Here is a 17,944-nt window from a genome sequence, read left to right as displayed (position 1 = left end):
GCGCCCAGCCCGGCGCGCGCGGCACGCACGCCAGCGCCGCGAGTGCGACCAGTGCGGCGCCGCACGCGTAGCGGCGCGCGAGCGCGCGGCCGGCCGCGGATGGCGACGCCTCGGCGCCCGGCAGTCGGCCCGCGGCATCGCGCAACGGAAACAGGAACAGTGCGAGACAGCCGACGGCCGCCCCGGTCGGCACGTCGATCGCGTGATGCTGGTAGGTCGTCAGCACCGACACGCCGATCGCCGCGAACCACAGATGCAGCACGACGCGGGCGAACGTGCCGCGCAGATGCTTCGCATAGACGGCCCACAGCACGACCAGCAACCCGATATGCAACGACGGCGCCTGGTTGAACGGCTTGTCGAAACCCATCAGCAGCGTGAACAGCGCACCGGCCACGCCGCCCGCGTCGGGTCGCTCGAAGCCGAAGCGCAGCGGCCACGCGATGAAACACGCGACCGACACCAGCTGCACGGTCAGCAGCCGCTTCACGTGATCGAGCAGATCGTCGCGGCGCGTCCAGAAGAAGAACGACAGCGCATACAGCAGGTCGATCGACCAGTACGGCACGATCGTCCACGGCACGAACGGGATCGCCTGCTCCCAGCCGAACGCGAAGGTCGGCACCGCGGCGCGGCGCGCCGCGAGCCAGTTCGCGAAGCCGTAGGTCGAGAAGAACACCGCGCCCATCGCCGCGAGCCAGCCGAAGCGCAGCACAAACGACGCGTCGCGCGCGCCGGCCGCCGGCTCGGTCAGCCCGTCGCCCGCACCCGCGCCGCCGCCGAGCGCGCTCATGACGCGTCGACCCGCTGCGCGAGGCTCACCGTGAAGATGCCCATCTCGTCGATCCGCTGGTCGAGCTTGCGGAAGCCCGCCCGCGCGACGAGCTCGTCCATTTCGGCCTGCGAACGGCGTCGCATCACCCAGGTCGATTCGCCGCGGTGGTTGTTCAGCGCGCGGGCGATGAATTCGAGCTGCGGATGCCACGGCTGCCCCGTATAGACGAGATAGCCGCCCGGCGGCACGGCCTGCGCGAGCCCGCGCAGCGAACGCTCGATCAGCGCGTTCTCGCCGAACAGCTCGTACAGGCCCGACACGATCGCGAGCGTCGGCCGCGGCTCGAGCGTCGCGAGCGACGCCTCGTCGAACGCGTCGCCGCGCTCGAAGCGCGCGATCGGCTCGAGGCCGCGCTGCGCGATCAGCACGCGCCCGGCTTCGACGTTCGGCGGGCTGTAGTCGCGCAGCGTGATGTCGTCGGGCGCCGCGCCGTCGCGCTCGGCGGCCATTGCGATCGCGTCGAGCACGTAGCGCCCGTGGCCGGCCGCGATGTCGACGATCCGCACCGGCGAGCCGTGCCCGCGCAGGCGGCCGATCGCCGCGCCGATCAGTTCCTGCAGATGCACCTTGCGCTGGCGGATGCCGACCCAGCCGGGCGAATCGAGATACGTGCGGTCGATCAGCGCGCCGACGCCGAGCCGCCCCTGCGCGCGGTTGCGGTACACGTAGTCGAGCGTCGAGCCCGAATCGAAGCCGAGCCGCAGCCCGAGCGCGATGCCGTCCGACAGCGCGCCGCCGGCTTTCAGGCCGGCGCGCGTGAGCGCCCAGTACGCCCGCGCGAACACGTTGGCCGGCGGCCGGCCGAGCGCCGCATATTCGTCGTGGAACGCGCCGCGCCGGTCGGCATCGACGAGCGACACGCGCGGGCTCGGCGCATCGAATTCGCGCAGCACGAATGCGCGCAGCGGCGCGAGCGCCTGCGCACGGTCGCGCTCGCCGAGCGTGTCGTGATAGAAGCCCGGCAGCACGATGCGCTCCTTGCGCGCCGAGCCGAGCCGTTCGAAGAAGCGGTCCTGCGGGCCGCGATGCACGACCCAGTCGGCGCCCGAAATCAGCAGTTGCGTGGGCACGGTGATCGCGGCCGCGTCGGCGACGATCCGCTGCGCGGTATCGTGCAGGTCGAGCAGCATGTTGACCGCGATCGGCCGCGTGATCAGCGGATCGGACGCGTAGCTCGCGATTCGCTCGGGATCGTGCGTGAGGAATTTCGGTTTCACGTAGCTGTTCACGTAGAACAGCCCGCGCAGCTTGTGCATCAGTCGCAGCCCGGGCCGCGCGAACGGCACGTAGAGCTTGATGTGGAACGCCGGCGACGCGACGACCAGCGCGCGGATCGGCGGCGCGTAGTCGTGCGCCCAGGTCGCCGCGAGCACCGCGCCGACGCTCTGGCCGACCACGGCCATCTCCTCGATCGCGATGCCGTGCGTGTCGCGGATATGCTCGACGAAGGTCTGCAGGTCGCGCACCGACGCGGCCGCGCTCGGGCTGTAGCCGCGCGCGCCCGGCGAGCGGCCGTGGCCGCGTGCGTCCCATGCAAAAAAGGCGAACTCCGGCAGGTCGAGCTCGTCGACGAGGTGCGCGACGCGCGCCGAATGTTCGTGGCCGCGGTGCAGCAGCACGATGGCGCCGCGGCAGCGCGCGCCTGTGGCAGGCCAGTGACGATAGAACAGCGTTTCGCCGTCGTGCGTGATGAAGTCGGCCTCACGGGCCGTGCGTGCGCTCATGCGATCTCTCTCGTTTCGTTATTCGAATGTGTGCGGCGCCGCCCTCCGGCGCCGGTCCGGCTTTCGCGTCGGCTGCCGTCAGCCGCCCGCTTCGGCGATGCCGGCCTGGACGCGCCGCACCACCGTCACGATCGACAGCACGATCAGCAGCCGCCACAGCCACGCGGCGACGCTGCCGACCGGCAAACCGAAGCCGATCCACAGCGCGAACGCGCCGAGTGCCAGCGCCCGGTCGCTCTTGCCGAACGGGCCGTCGTAGCGGCGCGTCGCGCCGACGAGCGGGCCGATCAGCCCCGCGCATTCGACGATCACCGCCGTCAGCGCGAACAGCCAGACGTCCGCCGGAGCGAACGCGGGAATGGCGAGGAACGGCAGCACCAGCGCGACATCGGACACGATGTCGCCCAGCTCGTTCAGGTACGCGCCGAGCGTGCTCTTCTGCCCGTGCTCGCGCGCGAGCATCCCGTCGATCGCATTGAGCGCCATCCGCGCGAACAGCCACAGCGGAATCAGCAGGAACAGCGCGCGGGCGAACACGCCGAGCCCGGCGAGCGCGCCGACGACGATCGAGCCGCCGGCCGCGAACAGCGTGACCTGGTTGGCCGTGACGCCGCGTTCGGCGAGCGAATTCGCGAACGGGCGCAGACGATTCTGGAATTTGGGTTTGAGTGCGTAGAGGCTCATCGTTTCGTATTCGTTTTATTCGTGCGGCACGGTCGGATGCATTTCCCGCCGCGATGCCCCGGGCGGCGAAACGGCCTTGGCCGGCCTGGCTGGAACGGCCCTCATCGTCGCCGAGCCGCCCCGATGCGTCAAGCATGCGGCCGGCCGGCCGCGCGGCGCCAATCTGGCGTTTTTTGGCGAAACTCGCGATAATCCGCTGGCCCGAGCGCAGCGAGATCGATTCGAACTGCAGACGGGCACTCGTGCAACAGCCGATTATCACGCCGCCGACCGGCGCATTCGCCGCGACGCAACAGCGTGCGACGGCGAATCGTCCGATTATCGCGGACCTGCGACAGGCAGCCACGAATTTGAAAAAATTTAAACAAGAGCCGTCCGGCGCGCATCCTGCCGCGCCGGCATTCCGGGGTTCCGCCCGCCGCGCATGCGCAGCGGGCCGGGCATGCACGCAGGAGGCAGCGCGCCGATGAACATCCTCAACGTCTGGCAGCGCGATTTCCTGCTGTCCATCGTGCGGCTCGTCGCCGGCGCGTATCCGGTCTGGCATCAGGCGCCGCCGTCCCCGACGCAGAAGATCTACTTCTCGAACCATACGAGCCACATCGACACGCTCGCGATCCTCGCCGCGCTGCCGCGCGACGTGCGTGCGGTCGTGCGGCCGGTCGCCGCGCGCGATTACTGGGACAGCAGCGACCTGAAGCGCCACATCGCGCAGAAGCTGCTGAACGTCGTGCTGATCGACCGTCATCGCGAATCCGGGGGCGACCCGCTCGATCCGGTGCGCGACGCGCTGCGGCAGGGTCACTCGATCATCATCTTCCCGGAAGGCACGCGCGGCGCCGACGTATTGCCGCAGCCGTTCAAGAGCGGGCTGTTCCATCTCGCGACCGAGTTCCCGGACGTGGCGCTCGCGCCCGTCTATCTCGAGAACCTGCAGCGCATCATGCCGAAGGGCGCGATCTGGCCCGTGCCGCTGATCTGCAAGGTGCATTTCGGCGCGAACGAAGCGCTCGGCGCTCAGGAAGACAAGCCGACGTTCCTCGCCCGCATGCGCGACGCGGTCATCGCGCTCGCGCCGCCGCAGCGGCCCGCCGGCTGAACGCGGCGCCCCCTTCTTCCTTTTCCGGACATCAACCATGCGAACCCTCTTCTGGGAACTGGTCGCGGGCGTCACGGGCGTGCTCGTCGTCGCGACCGTGATCGGCGCGATCCTCGGCGCGCGCAGCGGCGGCACGAGCGCGACCATCGTCAACCTGAACCAGCGCATCCGCGCGTGGTGGGCGATGATCGCGATCATGGCCGTCGCGATCGGCCTCGGCAACAACGTCACGTATCTGGTGTTCGCGCTGCTGTCGTACCTGACGCTGCGCGAATTCATCACGCTCACGCCGACCACCGCGAGCGACCACACGACGCTCTTCATCGCGTTCTTCGTCGCGATCCCCGTGCAGTACCTGCTACTCGGCATCAACTGGTACGGGATGTACTCGATCTTCGTGCCGGTGCACCTGTTCTTCGCGATGTCGCTCGTGTCGGCGCTCACGCAGGACACGCGCGAATTCCTGAGCCGCAACGCGAAGATCAACTGGGCGCTGATGGTGTGCGTGTACGGGCTGAGCCACGCGCCGGCCGTGCTGATTCTCGACATCCCGCGCTACGCCGGGCAGAACGCGCTGCTGCTGTTCTTCTTCCTGTTCGTCGTGCAGATCAGCGACGTGCTGCAATACGTGGTCGGCAAGCTGTTCGGACGCCGCAAGATCGCGCCGCAGCTGTCGCCGTCGAAGACGATCGAGGGCTTCGTCGGCGGCGGCCTGCTGGCCACGCTGTGCGGCGCCTCGCTGTATCGCGTGACGCCGTTCAGCTTCGGCGCGGCGTTCGGGATCTCGCTCGCGATCGTGATCGCGGGCTTCGTCGGCGGGCTCGTGCTGTCGGCCGTCAAGCGTTCGCTCGGCACGAAGGACTGGGGCTCGATGATCGCCGGCCACGGCGGGATGCTCGATCGCGTCGATTCGATCTGCTTCGCCGCGCCGGTGTTCTTCCACCTCGTGCGCTATCTGTACGTGTGAGGCGCGGGCGGCGCCATGCCGCCCGTGCCTGCGAGAAGCATCAGTATCCTTCGCGCAATGCCTTCGGCACGACGTAGCGGCCCCGTGCCGCGTCGAACTTCACCGTATGGCGCGCGTGGATGGCCTTGCCGCCGCGCGTGCCCGTTTCCGTGACCGTCAGCGGATAGACGTCGCCGGCGCCGGTCAGGTCCGGCGCGATCTCGAAGCGCCGTTCCTCGCAACGCGCCCGCGCATTCGCACATTCGCTCGATTCGGCATTGTCGAGCGCCTCGTCGATGCGCGCCGCCGCCAGCACCAGCGCATTGCCGTACGGCAGCCAGATCGACCGGAAGGTTTGCGTATAGCCTTGCCGCATGTCCCCTTCGCCGATGACGAACCCGAACAGGTGCGGCCCGAGCCGCTCGATGCGCACCGTGCCGGGCTCGCCGCGCTGGCCCGACGCGATCTGCGTCTTCTTCACGATCGGCTCGAGCGTCTTGCCGCCGGCCGTCGGCTTCAGCACGTACAAATCGATCGCGCCGGTCGAAGCGTCCGAATCCATGCCCGGCATTCCGTTCTGTACCGCAGCCTCGGTCTCGCCGCACATCGCGAGCAGCGTGCGCGGGCCGTCCGCGGTCGCGACGCGCAGCGAACCGCACGGCGCATAGATGAAATCGTCGCCGTCTGCCTGCCAACCCTTGCGGTCGGCACGCCAGTTGCCGTACGTGTCGTGGACGAAGGTCTTCAACGAACGGTCAAGCCGGACCGGCTCGGCCGCATGAACGGGCGACGGCGCGGAGAGCGCCGTGAGTACCGCGAGTGCGCCAAGTGCGGCGAGCGAAGCCGCGAGCGGCTCGAGACGTGTGTTCCGGTGCGGGACGGTCATGACGAGGTTCGTTCTGGTCGGAAAGAAACGTTGCGGAAAGTTGCAAGTGTGCACGATCACGGTTGCCGTGGCGCGATGCCGGTGCCGCGCACCGGCCACGCCGCACGGCCTCGCCAATCGCGTCGGCCGGCGTTACGATCTCGTTCTTCACTCCAGGCTCCGTACGATGCGCGCGGGAATCGGCCGGCGAGGCCGTCGCGTCCACGCACGGCGCGGCGCCGCACGCGCCGTACGGCCGCCCCCCCGACATGGACACCCGCATGAACCTGACCTTGCAGGACGTCGCCTGGCACCGCTCGGTCGGGCGGCTCATCGAGACGCTCGACCAGCCCGGTTTCTGGCTGTCGCTGATCCGGCTGATCGAGGAATACGTCGCGGTCGACAGCTGGGTCGCGCTGACGTTCGGCGACGGCCGCCCGCAGGTGTTCGCCGAATGCGCGTACGAAGGCGGCGGCCCCGATCCGCTGTTCCGCGACTACGTGCAGGGACTGTACCTGCTGGACCCGTTCTACATCGCGAACCGCGACGCGCCGACGAGCGGCCTGTTCCGGCTGTCCGACGTCGCGCCCGAGTGCTTTCGCGACACCGAGTACTACACGCGCTATTTCACGCACAACGTCGTCGAGGACGAGGTGCAGTTCAACGTCGTGCTCCATGACACGCGCACGCTGTGCCTGTCGCTCGGCAGCAAGCGGCGCTTCAGCCCCGAACACGTGGCACTGCTCGACCTGGTACGGCCGTGGGTCGCCGCGCTGATGCGCCAGCGCCTCGCATACGAGCCCATGCTGGCCGAACCGGCTCCGTCGCGCCGGCCCGGCGCCGATGCCGGGAACGGCTTCGAGCACGCGATGGCACGGCTCGGCACGCCGCTCACCGCGCGCGAGCTCGACGTGATCCGGCTGATCCTGAGCGGACGCTCGAACAAGGAAGTCGCGAGCAAGCTGGACATCTCGGCCGAAACGGTCAAGGTGCACCGGCGCAACATCTACGCGAAGCTCGCGATCAATTCGCAGTCTGAACTGTTTGCGCTGTTCCTGAAGGCGCAGACCGATACGTGACGATCGGGCGGCGTGACGCGTTCGCGGCCCGCATTGCGCCCCTCCCGTACCGCCGATACGCGCTATCGGCTGCGCCTTCTGTGCAAACGAACGGCACGCCCCTATCCTTGCGCGATCCGATCCGGTCTGCCCGTTCGACACGAAACGGGCGGCAGACGCTGGCCTGGGTTCTGATGGCACCTCCTCGTCAGTCAGGACCTGTTCGCCGACCCTTTCCGAAGGGTCGGCGTTTTTTTCATGGCTGCCCGCACGTCGTTCACGAGATCAATACCCCCAACGGGTTAGCACGTCGGCGGGATGGGCAACGACAGGGTTCGGCGCATACTAGGACCTCGTTCCAACCGCTCCGCCGCCTGTCGCGACGGGCCACTGCCCCCGAAACCACCCATGAAGCTGAAGCTCGACATCGTGCAGCTCGCCGGCCGCGACGGCGACACGCCCACCAACCTGCGGCGCACGCTCGAAGCGATCGCAACCTGCGCCCCCGGCACCGACCTCGTGATGTTCCCGGAAGCGCAGCTCACCGGCTTCCTCGATCCGTCGAATCTCGCCGAAGTCGCCGAGCCGCTCGACGGCCCGAGCGTCGGTGCGGTGATCGCGGCCGCCCGCGCGCGCGACGTCGCGGTCGTGGTCGGGCTGATCGAGAACGATGGCGGCCGCTTCTACAACACGACCGTGTTCGTCACGCCGAACGGCATCGCGCTGCGCTACCGCAAGACGCACCTGTGGGTCGGCGAGCACGGCGTCGTGCTGCCCGGCGACCGCTACGCGACGGTCGAATGGCGCGGCGTGCGGATCGGCCTGCTGATCTGCTACGACAGCGAATTCCCGGAAACCGGCCGCGCGCTCGCCGCGCTCGGCGCGCATCTGATCCTCGTGACCGACGGCAACATGGAGCCGTACCGCAACGTCCACCGCACGTCGGTGACGGCGCGCGCGATGGAGAACCAGGTGTTCGCGGCGGTCGCCAACCGCGTCGGCGGCGGCAGCCACGACGTCGTGTTCGCCGGCGGCAGCCTCGCGGTCGACCCGTTCGGCAACCTGATCTTCGAAGCCGGCAACACCGAATCGCGGCACGCGATCGAACTCGATTTCGATCAGCTCGCCGCGTCGCGGGCGGTGTACGACTATCGTCGGGATCAGCGCCTGCAGATCGCCGGCGAGCGCATCGCGCACGCGGACGGCCGTCGCGAACTGCTGATTCCGTAAGCGCCCTGCCGCGTCCGGGCCGCGACGCCGTCGTCACGCCGGATCGGGCACCTCGATCGCGAGCAGCGCCGAACTGACCGACTTGCCGTGCGCGTCGAGCGCGAGCGAGCGCGTCACGCCGCCGCCGAGCGCATCGCGCAGCACGAAGTTGAACGCGCCGAGCGCCGGCAGTTCGTAGCGCACGACGTCGCCGTGCACGATGCCCGCGAGCCATCCCTTCACCGTTTCCGCATCCAGATGCATGCGCAGATGGTCGTAATGACGCGGATCGCGGCAGATGATCGACACGTTCAGCGTATTGCCCTTGTCGCCGGTGCGCGCATGCGCGAGTTCACGCAGTTGCATCAGGCCTCCATGAATGAAAACGACGGCGTCACGGCCGCGCGCGGCAGCAGCACCGACTGCACGGCGATCACCTCGCGCGTCGACTTGAACGCGCCGCCGCCGCCGGCCGGTCCGTTCGTATAGAGCGTCTCGACTTCGTTGCCGATCCGCGCGGCTTCGGCGGCGTTCGCCGCGCGGCCGGCCACCCGCACGCGCACCTCGGCCGGCTCGCCGCGCACGGCCGGCGTCGCGTCGCCATACAGCGCATCGACGCCGATCAGGTCGAAGCGCAGCTCGCTCGCCGCGACGCCGGTCAGCGCGAGCCGCTCTCGAACGATGTCGAGCGCCAGACGCGCCCGGGCGAGCGCGCCGGGGCCGCCGTACGAGATCTGGCCTTCGCCGATCCAGCCGTCGACATACGCGACCGACACCTTCAGCGTATCGGGCCGCGCGGTGCCGCGCCCGCCCGTCACGCGCACGCGATCGGCCGCTTCCTCGGCGACCGCCACGCGCGTGAAATCGGCCACGACGTCGGGTTGCAGATACCGTGCCGGGTCGTGAATCTCGTAGAGCAGCTGTTCCTTGCAGGTCGCCGCGCTCACGCGGCCGCCCGCATGCGGCACCTTCGTGATCACGACCGCGCCGTCGGCCGCGACCTCGCCGATCGGGAACCCGAGCCGCGCCAGATTCGGCACGTCCTTGTAGCCGGGATCGGCGAAATAGCCGCCCGTCACCTGCCCCGCGCATTCGAGCAGATGGCCGACGACGGTCGCCTGCCCGAGCCGGTCCCAGTCGTCCATCCGCCAGCCGAACGCATGGATCAGCGGCGCGGCGAACAGCGACGGATCGGCGACGCGCCCGGTCAGCACGACGTCCGCGCCGGCCGCGAGTGCGTCGACGATCGGCGCGGCGCCCAGATACGCGTTCGCGGACACGATGCGGTCGCGATACGCGGCGACTGCGTCGCCCGATTCCTCGAAGCGGAACGCCCCGCGCAGCACGACGTCGAGCACGTCGTCGCCTTCGACCGCCGCGACTTTCAGCCCCGCGATGCCGAGCGACTGCGCGATCTGCGCGGTACGCCGTGCGGCCGCGCGCGGGTTCGCCGCGCCCATGTTCGACACGATGCGCACGCGCCGGGCCGCCGCGACCGGCAGCACCGCGTGCATCCGCGCATCGAGCAGCGGATCGTAGCCGAGCGCCGGGTCGTTGCGCCGCGCCTGCTGCGCGATCGCGATCGTGCGCTCGGCCAGGCATTCGAAGACCAGGTAGTCGAGCTGCCCGTGTTCGGCCAGTTCGACTGCGGGCTCGATCCGGTCGCCCGAGTAGCCGGCGCCCGCGCCGATGCGCACGCGCCGTTCAGGTTGCTTTGCTGTCATGTCCGTACCGTCGTCCGGCGAAACGCCCGCCGGGAAGAATCAAAAGACGCCGAGCACGACGCACGCGATCGTCATCACGATCGACGCGCCGAACAACAGCGGAAACGTGAATTTCTGATGCTCGGCCAGCTCGATCCCGCACAGGCCGACGACGAGGAACGTCGCGGGCGTGAGCGGGCTGACCGGAAAGCCCGTCGTCATCTGGCCGAGCAACGCCGCCTGTCCGACCTGCACGGCCGGCACGCCGAGCTGGCCGGCCACTTCCGCGATCACGGGCAGCACGCCGAAGTAGAACGAATCGGGATCGAACAGCATGCTGAGCGGCATCGACGCGAGGCCGAGCGCCACCGGAATGTGGCCGGCCATCGACGGCGGCACGAAGCCGACCGCCGCCTGCGCCATCGCCTTCAGCATCCCGCTGCCCTGCATGATGCCGGTGAACACGCCGGCCGCGAGCAGGATGCCGGCCATCATCAGCGCGGCACGCGCATGCGCGTCAATGCGCTTTCGCTGCATGTCGACGTCGGGGTAATTCACCATCAGCGCGATGCACAGCCCGACCATGAACATGATCGCGGGCGGAATCTTCTCGCCCATCACGACCATCGTGCCGAGCACGACGAGCGTCAGCACGAGGTTGAACCAGAACAGGTGCGGCCGGCGCAACGCCTGCTCGTCGGCCGTCAGTTCGCGCTTGGGCAGCGGAATCGACGCGTCGTCGCGCGACAGGCCGAGCCGCTTCTCCTCGCGCCGCCCGAGCCAGTACGCGACGCCGAACACGAACACGAGCCCGATCGCCTGCACCGGAATCAGCGGATTGAACAGCGCCGACACCGGCAGGTGCAGCGACGCGGACGCCCGGATCATCGGCCCGGTCCACGGCAGGAAGTTGATGCCGGCGGCCATCGACACGGCGGCGGCCAGCACGCGCCGGTCCATCTTCAGCCGGTCGTACAGCGGCAGCACGGCCGGAATCGTCACGAGAAAGCAGACGGCGCCCGAGCCGTCGAGGTGAATCAGCAGCGCGAGCAGCGTCGTGCCCATCACGATGCGCGTCGGCCGCGTGCCGACCGCGCGCAGGATCCGGTCGATGATCGGGTCGAGCGTGCCGGCGTCGGTGATCGTCCCAAAATAGAGGATCGCGAACACGAACATCCCGACCACGGGCGCGAGCCCCTTCAGCCCGTCGATGACGAACTTGCTGGTGTGCAGCCCGAAGCCGCCGAGCAGCGATGCGGCGATCGGCACGACGATCAGCGCGACGAGCGGCGACATCCGCTTCGACAGAATCGCGGCCAGCAGCACGACGATCGTGCCAAGCCCGAGTAACGGCAGCATCCGTGTCTCCTACCTTGTCTTTTGTTGGAGACGAGCGTAAGGTCGGCGCAGCGATAGCACAATTGAAATGATTTGATCGCAGCAATCACGAATCGTTATGGATCTGAATCTCCGCGACATTCGCGCGTTCGTCACCGTCGCGCACGCCGGCAACTTCACGCGCGCCGCCGCGCGGCTGCATCTGTCGCAGCCGGCGCTGACCGTGCAGATCCGCCGGCTCGAGGACATCGTCGGCGCGCGCCTGTTCGACCGCAACAGTCGCAGCGTCGCGCTCACGCAGACCGGGCGCGAGTTGCTGCCGCTGTTGCAGCGCTCGCTCGACGACATGGAACGCGTGCTGCGCGATGCGCGCGCGCTTGGCGAAGGCACGAGCGGCACGGTGCGGCTCGCGTGCCTGCCGACCTTCGCGTCCAGCGTGCTGCCGGAGCTGATCCAGTCGTTCCGGCGCGACGTGCCGCGCGCGGGCTTCGAGATCCGCGACGGCGTCGCGAGCCTCGTCACCGCGCTGGTGCGCAACGAGGAAGCCGATCTCGGGCTGACCGGCGGCGATACGTTCGATGCGTCGCTGGAGGTGCTGTATGCGGGCGCCGACCGGCTCGTCGCCGTGTGCCCGAAAAATCATCCGCTCGCGCGCAAGCGCCGCGTCGCCACCGCCGACGTCGCCGGCGTGCCGCTCGTGCTCACCGCGCAGGGCACGAGCGTGCGCAGCGTCGTCGATGCCGCGCTGCAAGCGGCCGGCTGCACGCCCGACATCGCGTGCGAGCCGACCTACATGATGACGGCCGTCGCGATGGTGCGCGGCGGCCTCGGCGTGACGATCCTGCCCGCGACCGCCCGCGAGGTGCGCGCCGAACCCGACCTGGTCGCGAAGCCGATCGACGATCCGGCGTTCGTGCGGCCGATCGCGCTCGTCGCGAAGCGCGGGCGCACACTGCCGCGTGTCGCGCAGGCGTTCGCCGACCTCATGCTGGCGGAATTGAAAAAGCGCGCGTAAGCCGCGCGCCCCGAGGCAGGAAAGGTCGTCGTCCGGCGCTTACTGCGCGTCCGGATCGACGTGCAGCGATTCGCCGATCGCATAGAAATTGCCGCCCGCGATGTAGTGCAGGCTGCGCAGCGCGGGATCGGCCGACTCGAAATACCAGTGGCCGTCGCGGAACACGCGCGTGTCGGACCACGCAGCCACCACCTCGCCGATGAACAGGTCGTAGGTCTGCTGGTTGTGCGGCTCCGGAATCAGCCTGCATGCGAGCCAGCCCGAGCAGCCGGCGACGAACGGCAGGTCGTGGCCGTCGACGTCGAACAGCGTGACGCCCGCTTCGCGCAGCTTGTCGGGGCGCTCCGCGAGGCTGTGGCTGCCGACCGCATGCGTGAGTTGCAGTTGCGCGGCTGTCGGCACCTGGATCACGAACGTGCCGCTGCGCTCGACGAGCTCGCGCGTCTTCGCGGATTTGTCGAGCACGACCGTCAGCTTCGGCGGCAGGAAGTCGAGCGCGCACGCCCACGCGGCGGCCATCACGTTGTCGACGCCGTCGTGGCGGGCCGACACGAGCACGGTCGGGCCGTGATTGAGGAGACGGTAGGCCTTGTTCAGCGCCACCGGCGCGATGTGACTGTCCATACGGGTTCCTTGGAAAACGATGCGCACGGACCCATACCGTGCGGCGCGGTGCCGGCCGTCGCATCTGCGCGCGGCCGGGCCGAAGGCCGCATTCTCGCACCCAACGTCAATCGGCGCTGGCGCCGCCGCCGGTCACTTCGCGAACAACTGCCCGATGTCGCGAAACGCCTTGAATTCGAGTGCATTGCCGCACGGATCGAACAGGAACATCGTCGCCTGTTCGCCGACCTGCCCCTGGAACCGCACGTACGGCTCGATCACGAACGTCACGCCGAACCCGCGCAGCCGCTCGGCCAGCGCTTCCCAGCTCGGCCAGTCGAGCACGATCCCGAAATGCGGCACCGGCACGTCGTGGCCGTCGACCGCATTCGTATGCGCGCCTTCCTGCGACGCCGTTTTCGGATGCTCGTGAATCACGAGCTGATGCCCGTAAAAGTTGAAATCGACCCACTGCGCACTCGAGCGCCCCTCTTCCAGCCCGAACACGCGGCCGTAGAAATCGCGCGCGGCCGGCAGGTCGTAGACGGGAATCGCCAGGTGAAACGGGGAAAGACTCATGATGGCCTCGTGAAGAAACGCTCGCGTGGCGCGAGGACGGCATCATGGTAGACAAGGCCGAGCAAAAATTAAATCAATATATAGTTTTGCGATTCACAAATGGAATCGATGAATGATCCGCGAACTGAAAACCCTCGTCGCCGTCGCCCGGGAAGGCACCTTCGCCGCGGCCGGCAATCGTATCGGGCTCACGCAGGCGGCCGTCAGCGCGCAGATGCAGCGCCTCGAGGCCGAGCTCGGCTTCGCGCTGTTCGACCGGCAAGGGCGCTCGGCGCGGCTCAACGAGCGCGGCCATCACGTGCTCGACCAGGCGCAGGCGCTGATCGGCCTGTACGAGAACCTCAGCTCGACCGCACCCGGCTCGCCTGCCGCCGTGCGCGTGACGATCGGCGCGATCGCGTCGGTGCAGAGCGCGCTGCTGCCGGCCGCGCTGGCCGACTTCCATCGCCGGCACCCCGCGTGCCGCACGCGCGTGATCCCGGGGCTGTCGATCGAGCTGGTCAACCGGGTCGACGCGGGCGAGCTCGACATGGCCGCGATCATCCGCCCGCCGTTCGCGCTGCAGAGCGACCTGCACTGGACGACGCTCGCGCAGGAACCGTTCCGGCTGATCGTGCCGCGCGGCGCGAAGGGCAAGGACTGGGCCGCGCTGCTCGCGAACGAGCCGTTCGTGCGCTACGACCGCGCGTCGTTCGGCGGTCGCCAGGTCGACCGCTTTCTGCGCAAGATGCACATCGCGGTGCGTGACACCTGCGAACTCGACGAGCTCGACGCGATCGTCAAGCTGGTCGAGCACGGCGTCGGCGTCGCGATCGTGCCGCAAACCGCCGTGTATCGCCGCTGGCCGGCCGGCGTGCGCGCGATCGACCTCGGGCATCACACGTTCCATCGCGACATCGGGCTCGTGCATCGCGCGCGGCGCACGATGTCGGAACCCGCGCAAACGCTCGCGCAACTGATCGAGGCGGCATCGCGGCGGCGCGCGCCGCGGCCGGCCGCGTGATCGACACGTGGCGGCTCAGCGCCGCCCAGCCGCCCAGTCCACCGCCGCGTCGAACAGCGCGACGCCAGCCGGCGACAGGTTCGTGAACGTGTCGTTGTCGAGAAAGAACATCACGCGACGCGCCGGCGCGAGCGTTTCGTAGTCCATCGTCGCGCCCTTCTCGTACGCGAAGATCGCGGCCTTGTCGGGCTGCCCGTACACGGTCGCGATCGTGATCGCGCCGAGCCCCGGCTTGCCCCAGCTCATCGGCGCCTGCTTGCCGTACGCGTTCGTCGCGCCGGCCGGCAGCCCGGCCGCGATCGGATGCGGTGCATTGACGAGCCACAGGTAGCGCTCCTTGCCCGTTTCGCCGAAGTCCACGTCGTGCCGCTTGCCCGTCATCGCGAGATCGTCGAGCAGGTCGTTTTCCCACGTCACGAGCGGCTTGTCGAGCGTGCGCCAGCCGGGCCGCACGTTCTTCGACGAGACCGTCGACGAGATCACGACCAGATCGGCGTCGCGCGCCGCATCGGGCGTGGCCGCCTCGTCGATCAGGCGCACCGTGTAACCGCGTTCGCCGAGATGCTGGCCGATGCGTTCGTCGACCTTCAGGTTCGGGCCGTGCAGTTGCACGAGCATCGCGACGCGCGTCACGGCCGGCGGCGCATCGGCGGCGAATGCGGGCGCCGATACGCCGGCGGCGAGGCCCGCGCCCAGCGCAAGCACCGAGCCCGCGATCGCGCGCAACAGGCGGCGGCGCGCGCTGTTCTTCATCTTCAGCTTCATCTGAATCTTCTCCGAAGCCGCGCGCCGACGTCACGGCCGCGCGGCGATTGCATGGTCAGAACTGCAGCGTGGTCAGCAGCGACACCTGGCGCGCGTCGCCGACCGCGACGAAATAGCGGTTCGCGCTCGACGGGTAGTACGTGCGGTTGAACAGGTTCTTCACGTTGAGCTGGAACGACAGCTTCTGCTTGCCGATCCGCGTGTCGTAGGTCGCGAACGCATCGGCGAGCACGTACGACGGCAGCGTGAAGCTGTTCGCCGAATCGCCGGGGCGCGCACCTACGTAACGCACGTCCGCGCCGAGGCGCAGGTCGTCGCCGCCCGCCACCGTGCCGAAGTCGTAGACCGCCGCGAACGACGCGGTGTGACGCGCGACGTTCCACAGCTGGTTGCCCGCGTACAGCGGATCCTCGGTCGTCTTCGCGTCGATGTACGCGTAGCTCGCGATCACGTTCACGCGTTCGCCGAGCTTGCCGGAGACGTCGAGCTCGACGCCGCGCGAGCGCGCCTTGCCCGACGTGCGCCAGTCGGTCAGCTTCGTCGCGTCGTTGTACTGCGACACCAGCACGTTCTTCTTGTCGATGTTGAACAGCGCGAGCGTGCCGGTTATCCCGCCGGCCAAGTCGAGCTTGCCGCCCACTTCCCACGCGGTCGCTTCCTCGGGCGGCGTCGCGCCGTCGATGATGTAGCCCGTCATCGGCGCGATCGACGACGACGGCTTCAGCGATTGCGAATAGCTGCCGTACAGCGAGAACGAATCGGTCCACTTGTAGACGACGCCCGCGCGCGGCAACCACTTCGAGTCGCTGAGATCGGTGTTCGCGGTAAATGGCCGGCCGCGCCCCGCGACCTGGTTGTACGTGATGTAGCGGATGCCGCCCGACACGATCCACTTATCGGTCAGGTGGACGGTGTCCTGGAAGAATGCGGACGCATCGTGCAGCGTGTCGGTCTGGTCGCTGTCGCTCGCGGACACCGTGCTCGACGGCGGCAGCAGCCCGTACACCGGGTCGACATAGCTGAACGGCGTCTTCACGGCCTGGCGCAGCATGTCCTTGCGATAGATGCGGCGGTATTCGGTATCGAAGCCGACCTGCACGTCGTGCCGCATCCCCGCGAGCGACAGCTTGCCGGTCACGTAGCCGATCCCGTAGCTGTCGGTGCTGAGCGACCCGTGCGTCGCATCGTTGCTGCGCGTCATCGTGCCCTTCACCGGATCGACGCCGGTCGTGCGCAACTGGTTCGCATCGTAGGTCTCGCGGTTGTAGCTGTAGCCGGCATGCGCGCTCCAGTCCGCGTTGAACTGGTGATCGACGCTCAGTTGCGCGAGATGCGATTCGCCGTCCATGTTGTTGAACGGCTCGTCTATGCGCCGCCGCGCGGGAATGTCGAGCGGCGCATTGGTGCGCGGATCGAGCGCGGTGCCGCGATCGAACGGCGAATGGAACTTGCGGTACTGGTACGACACCGCGACCTGCGTATCGCGGCCGTACCACGCGAGCGACGGTGCGACGAAGGTCTGCCGGTACTCGCCGAAGTTGCGCCAGTACTGCTCGTTCGACTGGTCGACGATCAGCCGGTACGCGAGCCGCGAATCGCCTACCGGCCCGGTCGAGTCGAACGTCGCGCTGCCGCCGTTCTTGCCGTGCCCGAACGTCGACGCGCCGAGCGAGATCGCGTTGTAGCGCGTGAGCTGCGGCTGCTTGGTAACGACGTTGACGATGCCGCCCGGGTCCATCAGCCCGTACAGCAGCGACGTCGGCCCCTTCAGCACCTCGACGCTGTCGGTCGCCGCGTTGAACGCGCGGCCCTGCACGAGCGGCATGCCGTTCTGCATGATCGAGCCGTCGCGGTTGCCGCCGAAGCCGCGTTTCATGATCGTGTCCTGCGTGCCCGCGAGCGTGTTGCCCTGCGTGATGCCGCTCACGTTGCCGAGCGCGTCGTCGAGATTGCGCGGCCGCTGGTCGCGCAGCACCTGCGCGGGCACGATGTTGACGGCCTGCGCGGTGTCGAGCAGCGGAATGTCCGAGCGCAGTACGCCGGCCTCCTTCGGCGCGCGATAGTTTTCGGCGCGCAATGCGCTGGAGCGCACGTTGATCGTCGGCAACTCGGCGGCCGGCGCGGCGCCGGCCGCGACAGGCCCGGCCGCCGAACCGTCGGCGCGCATCAGCGTGTAGCCGCCGCCCGGTTGGCGCAGCGCGACGAGCCCCGTGCCGGCCAGCAGGCGATCGAACGCGCCGTCGACGTCGAACCGGCCGTGCACGCCGCCGCTCGTCAGGCCCGCCGTCAGCTCGGCCGGAAACGCGAGCAGGATGCCCGCGTCGCGGCCGAACCGGTTCAGCACCGCTTCGAGCGGGCCGGCCGGAATGTCGAACGCGCGGCGCGACGCGCGCTGCGCCGCGGGCGCCGCATCGGCGTCGGTGTCGGCCAGCGCGGGCAGCGGCAGCAGTGCCGACAGCAGGACCGCGCCGGCGAGCCGGCGGGCAAGACGGCCCGGCGCGGCCGGGCGCGACGCGCG

At 69.0% G+C, this 17,944-nt stretch carries 17 protein-coding genes and 1 pseudogene; 7 read left to right on the top strand and 11 right to left on the bottom strand.

The window, feature by feature from the left end:
* From MMB92_RS33230 to MMB92_RS33220, 3 genes and pseudogenes are all read right to left on the bottom strand, one after another.
* Nucleotides 1-793: pseudogene (locus tag MMB92_RS33230) on the bottom strand (serine/threonine protein phosphatase); the annotation flags it as partial.
* Nucleotides 790-2,559 (bottom strand): bifunctional alpha/beta hydrolase/class I SAM-dependent methyltransferase, encoded by a 1,770-nt coding sequence (locus MMB92_RS33225; RefSeq protein ID WP_006497536.1) that lies wholly within the window; start codon nucleotides 2,557-2,559, stop codon nucleotides 790-792. The gene MMB92_RS33225 and the pseudogene MMB92_RS33230, both read right to left, overlap by 4 nt.
* Nucleotides 2,560-2,637: 78 nt before the next feature.
* Complete coding sequence (locus MMB92_RS33220) at nucleotides 2,638-3,243, bottom strand: CDP-alcohol phosphatidyltransferase family protein (RefSeq protein ID WP_006481852.1); 606 nt, start codon at nucleotides 3,241-3,243, stop codon at nucleotides 2,638-2,640.
* A gap of 76 nt (nucleotides 3,244-3,319) precedes the next feature.
* On the opposite strand from MMB92_RS33220, the gene MMB92_RS33215 reads away from it, so the two are divergent.
* From MMB92_RS33215 to MMB92_RS33205, 3 genes are all read left to right on the top strand, one after another.
* Nucleotides 3,320-3,607, top strand: coding sequence for a hypothetical protein (locus MMB92_RS33215; protein WP_153260034.1), 288 nt, complete (start codon nucleotides 3,320-3,322; stop codon nucleotides 3,605-3,607).
* A 102-nt stretch (nucleotides 3,608-3,709) separates the two neighbouring features.
* Nucleotides 3,710-4,342 (top strand): lysophospholipid acyltransferase family protein, encoded by a 633-nt coding sequence (locus MMB92_RS33210; protein ID WP_006481857.1) that lies wholly within the window; start codon nucleotides 3,710-3,712, stop codon nucleotides 4,340-4,342.
* 37 nt (nucleotides 4,343-4,379) lie between these two features.
* Nucleotides 4,380-5,309: a phosphatidate cytidylyltransferase gene (locus MMB92_RS33205; RefSeq protein WP_006481850.1), complete on the top strand. Its 930-nt coding sequence runs from the start codon at nucleotides 4,380-4,382 to the stop codon at nucleotides 5,307-5,309.
* Between the two features lie 40 nt (nucleotides 5,310-5,349).
* On the opposite strand, the gene MMB92_RS33200 is transcribed toward MMB92_RS33205, so the two are convergent.
* On the bottom strand, nucleotides 5,350-6,174 hold the full coding sequence (locus tag MMB92_RS33200) for a hypothetical protein (protein ID WP_006497539.1): 825 nt from the start codon (nucleotides 6,172-6,174) through the stop codon (nucleotides 5,350-5,352).
* A 260-nt stretch (nucleotides 6,175-6,434) separates the two neighbouring features.
* On the opposite strand from MMB92_RS33200, the gene MMB92_RS33195 reads away from it, so the two are divergent.
* Together MMB92_RS33195 and MMB92_RS33190 are read left to right on the top strand one after the other, a co-directional pair.
* Nucleotides 6,435-7,232 (top strand): LuxR C-terminal-related transcriptional regulator, encoded by a 798-nt coding sequence (locus MMB92_RS33195; RefSeq protein ID WP_077191078.1) that lies wholly within the window; start codon nucleotides 6,435-6,437, stop codon nucleotides 7,230-7,232.
* A gap of 387 nt (nucleotides 7,233-7,619) precedes the next feature.
* Nucleotides 7,620-8,441, top strand: coding sequence for a carbon-nitrogen hydrolase family protein (locus tag MMB92_RS33190; protein ID WP_080323700.1), 822 nt, complete (start codon nucleotides 7,620-7,622; stop codon nucleotides 8,439-8,441).
* Nucleotides 8,442-8,474: 33 nt separating this feature from the next.
* Here the strand turns inward: MMB92_RS33190 and MMB92_RS33185 are convergent, their stop codons facing one another.
* The 3 genes from MMB92_RS33185 to MMB92_RS33175 are packed head-to-tail and all read right to left on the bottom strand — an operon-like array spanning nucleotide 8,475 to nucleotide 11,482.
* Nucleotides 8,475-8,786 carry a hypothetical protein gene (locus MMB92_RS33185; RefSeq protein WP_006481849.1) on the bottom strand — a complete coding sequence of 104 codons (312 nt, stop codon included), beginning with the start codon at nucleotides 8,784-8,786 and terminating at the stop codon, nucleotides 8,475-8,477.
* Nucleotides 8,786-10,144: an acyclic terpene utilization AtuA family protein gene (locus tag MMB92_RS33180; RefSeq protein WP_060263216.1), complete on the bottom strand. Its 1,359-nt coding sequence runs from the start codon at nucleotides 10,142-10,144 to the stop codon at nucleotides 8,786-8,788. The genes MMB92_RS33185 and MMB92_RS33180 overlap by 1 nt, the downstream gene beginning before the upstream one ends.
* 39 nt (nucleotides 10,145-10,183) lie before the next feature.
* On the bottom strand, nucleotides 10,184-11,482 hold the full coding sequence (locus MMB92_RS33175; RefSeq protein WP_006497544.1) for a citrate:proton symporter: 1,299 nt from the start codon (nucleotides 11,480-11,482) through the stop codon (nucleotides 10,184-10,186).
* Between the two features lie 97 nt (nucleotides 11,483-11,579).
* On the opposite strand from MMB92_RS33175, the gene MMB92_RS33170 reads away from it, so the two are divergent.
* Entirely contained in the window at nucleotides 11,580-12,476 is an 897-nt protein-coding gene (locus tag MMB92_RS33170; RefSeq protein ID WP_006497545.1) for a LysR family transcriptional regulator, read from the top strand.
* Nucleotides 12,477-12,515: 39 nt separating this feature from the next.
* Here the strand turns inward: MMB92_RS33170 and MMB92_RS33165 are convergent, their stop codons facing one another.
* Together MMB92_RS33165 and MMB92_RS33160 are read right to left on the bottom strand one after the other, a co-directional pair.
* The gene (locus tag MMB92_RS33165) at nucleotides 12,516-13,100 is read right to left on the bottom strand and encodes a flavin reductase family protein (protein ID WP_006481567.1); all 585 of its coding nucleotides are present in this window, start codon (nucleotides 13,098-13,100) and stop codon (nucleotides 12,516-12,518) included.
* Between the two features lie 132 nt (nucleotides 13,101-13,232).
* The gene (locus tag MMB92_RS33160) at nucleotides 13,233-13,658 is read right to left on the bottom strand and encodes a VOC family protein (protein WP_006497547.1); all 426 of its coding nucleotides are present in this window, start codon (nucleotides 13,656-13,658) and stop codon (nucleotides 13,233-13,235) included.
* A 112-nt stretch (nucleotides 13,659-13,770) separates the two neighbouring features.
* Between MMB92_RS33160 and MMB92_RS33155 the strand changes: the two genes are divergently transcribed.
* Entirely contained in the window at nucleotides 13,771-14,661 is an 891-nt protein-coding gene (locus MMB92_RS33155; RefSeq protein WP_006481573.1) for a LysR family transcriptional regulator, read from the top strand.
* A 15-nt stretch (nucleotides 14,662-14,676) separates the two neighbouring features.
* On the opposite strand, the gene MMB92_RS33150 is transcribed toward MMB92_RS33155, so the two are convergent.
* Both MMB92_RS33150 and MMB92_RS33145 read right to left on the bottom strand, forming a co-directional pair.
* Nucleotides 14,677-15,426 carry a hypothetical protein gene (locus MMB92_RS33150; protein ID WP_080323701.1) on the bottom strand — a complete coding sequence of 250 codons (750 nt, stop codon included), beginning with the start codon at nucleotides 15,424-15,426 and terminating at the stop codon, nucleotides 14,677-14,679.
* A 55-nt stretch (nucleotides 15,427-15,481) separates the two neighbouring features.
* Nucleotides 15,482-17,944, bottom strand: a 2,463-nt coding sequence (locus MMB92_RS33145) for a TonB-dependent receptor (protein WP_277563212.1), incomplete at its 5' end; no start/stop codon positions are given.

The organism is Burkholderia sp. IO2 (assembly GCF_029522185.1).
GTDB classification, from domain to species: Bacteria; Pseudomonadota; Gammaproteobacteria; order Burkholderiales; family Burkholderiaceae; genus Burkholderia; species Burkholderia cenocepacia.
The sequence above is the reverse complement of the archived record's forward strand: the minus strand, read 5'-3'. Positions and strand labels throughout refer to the sequence as shown.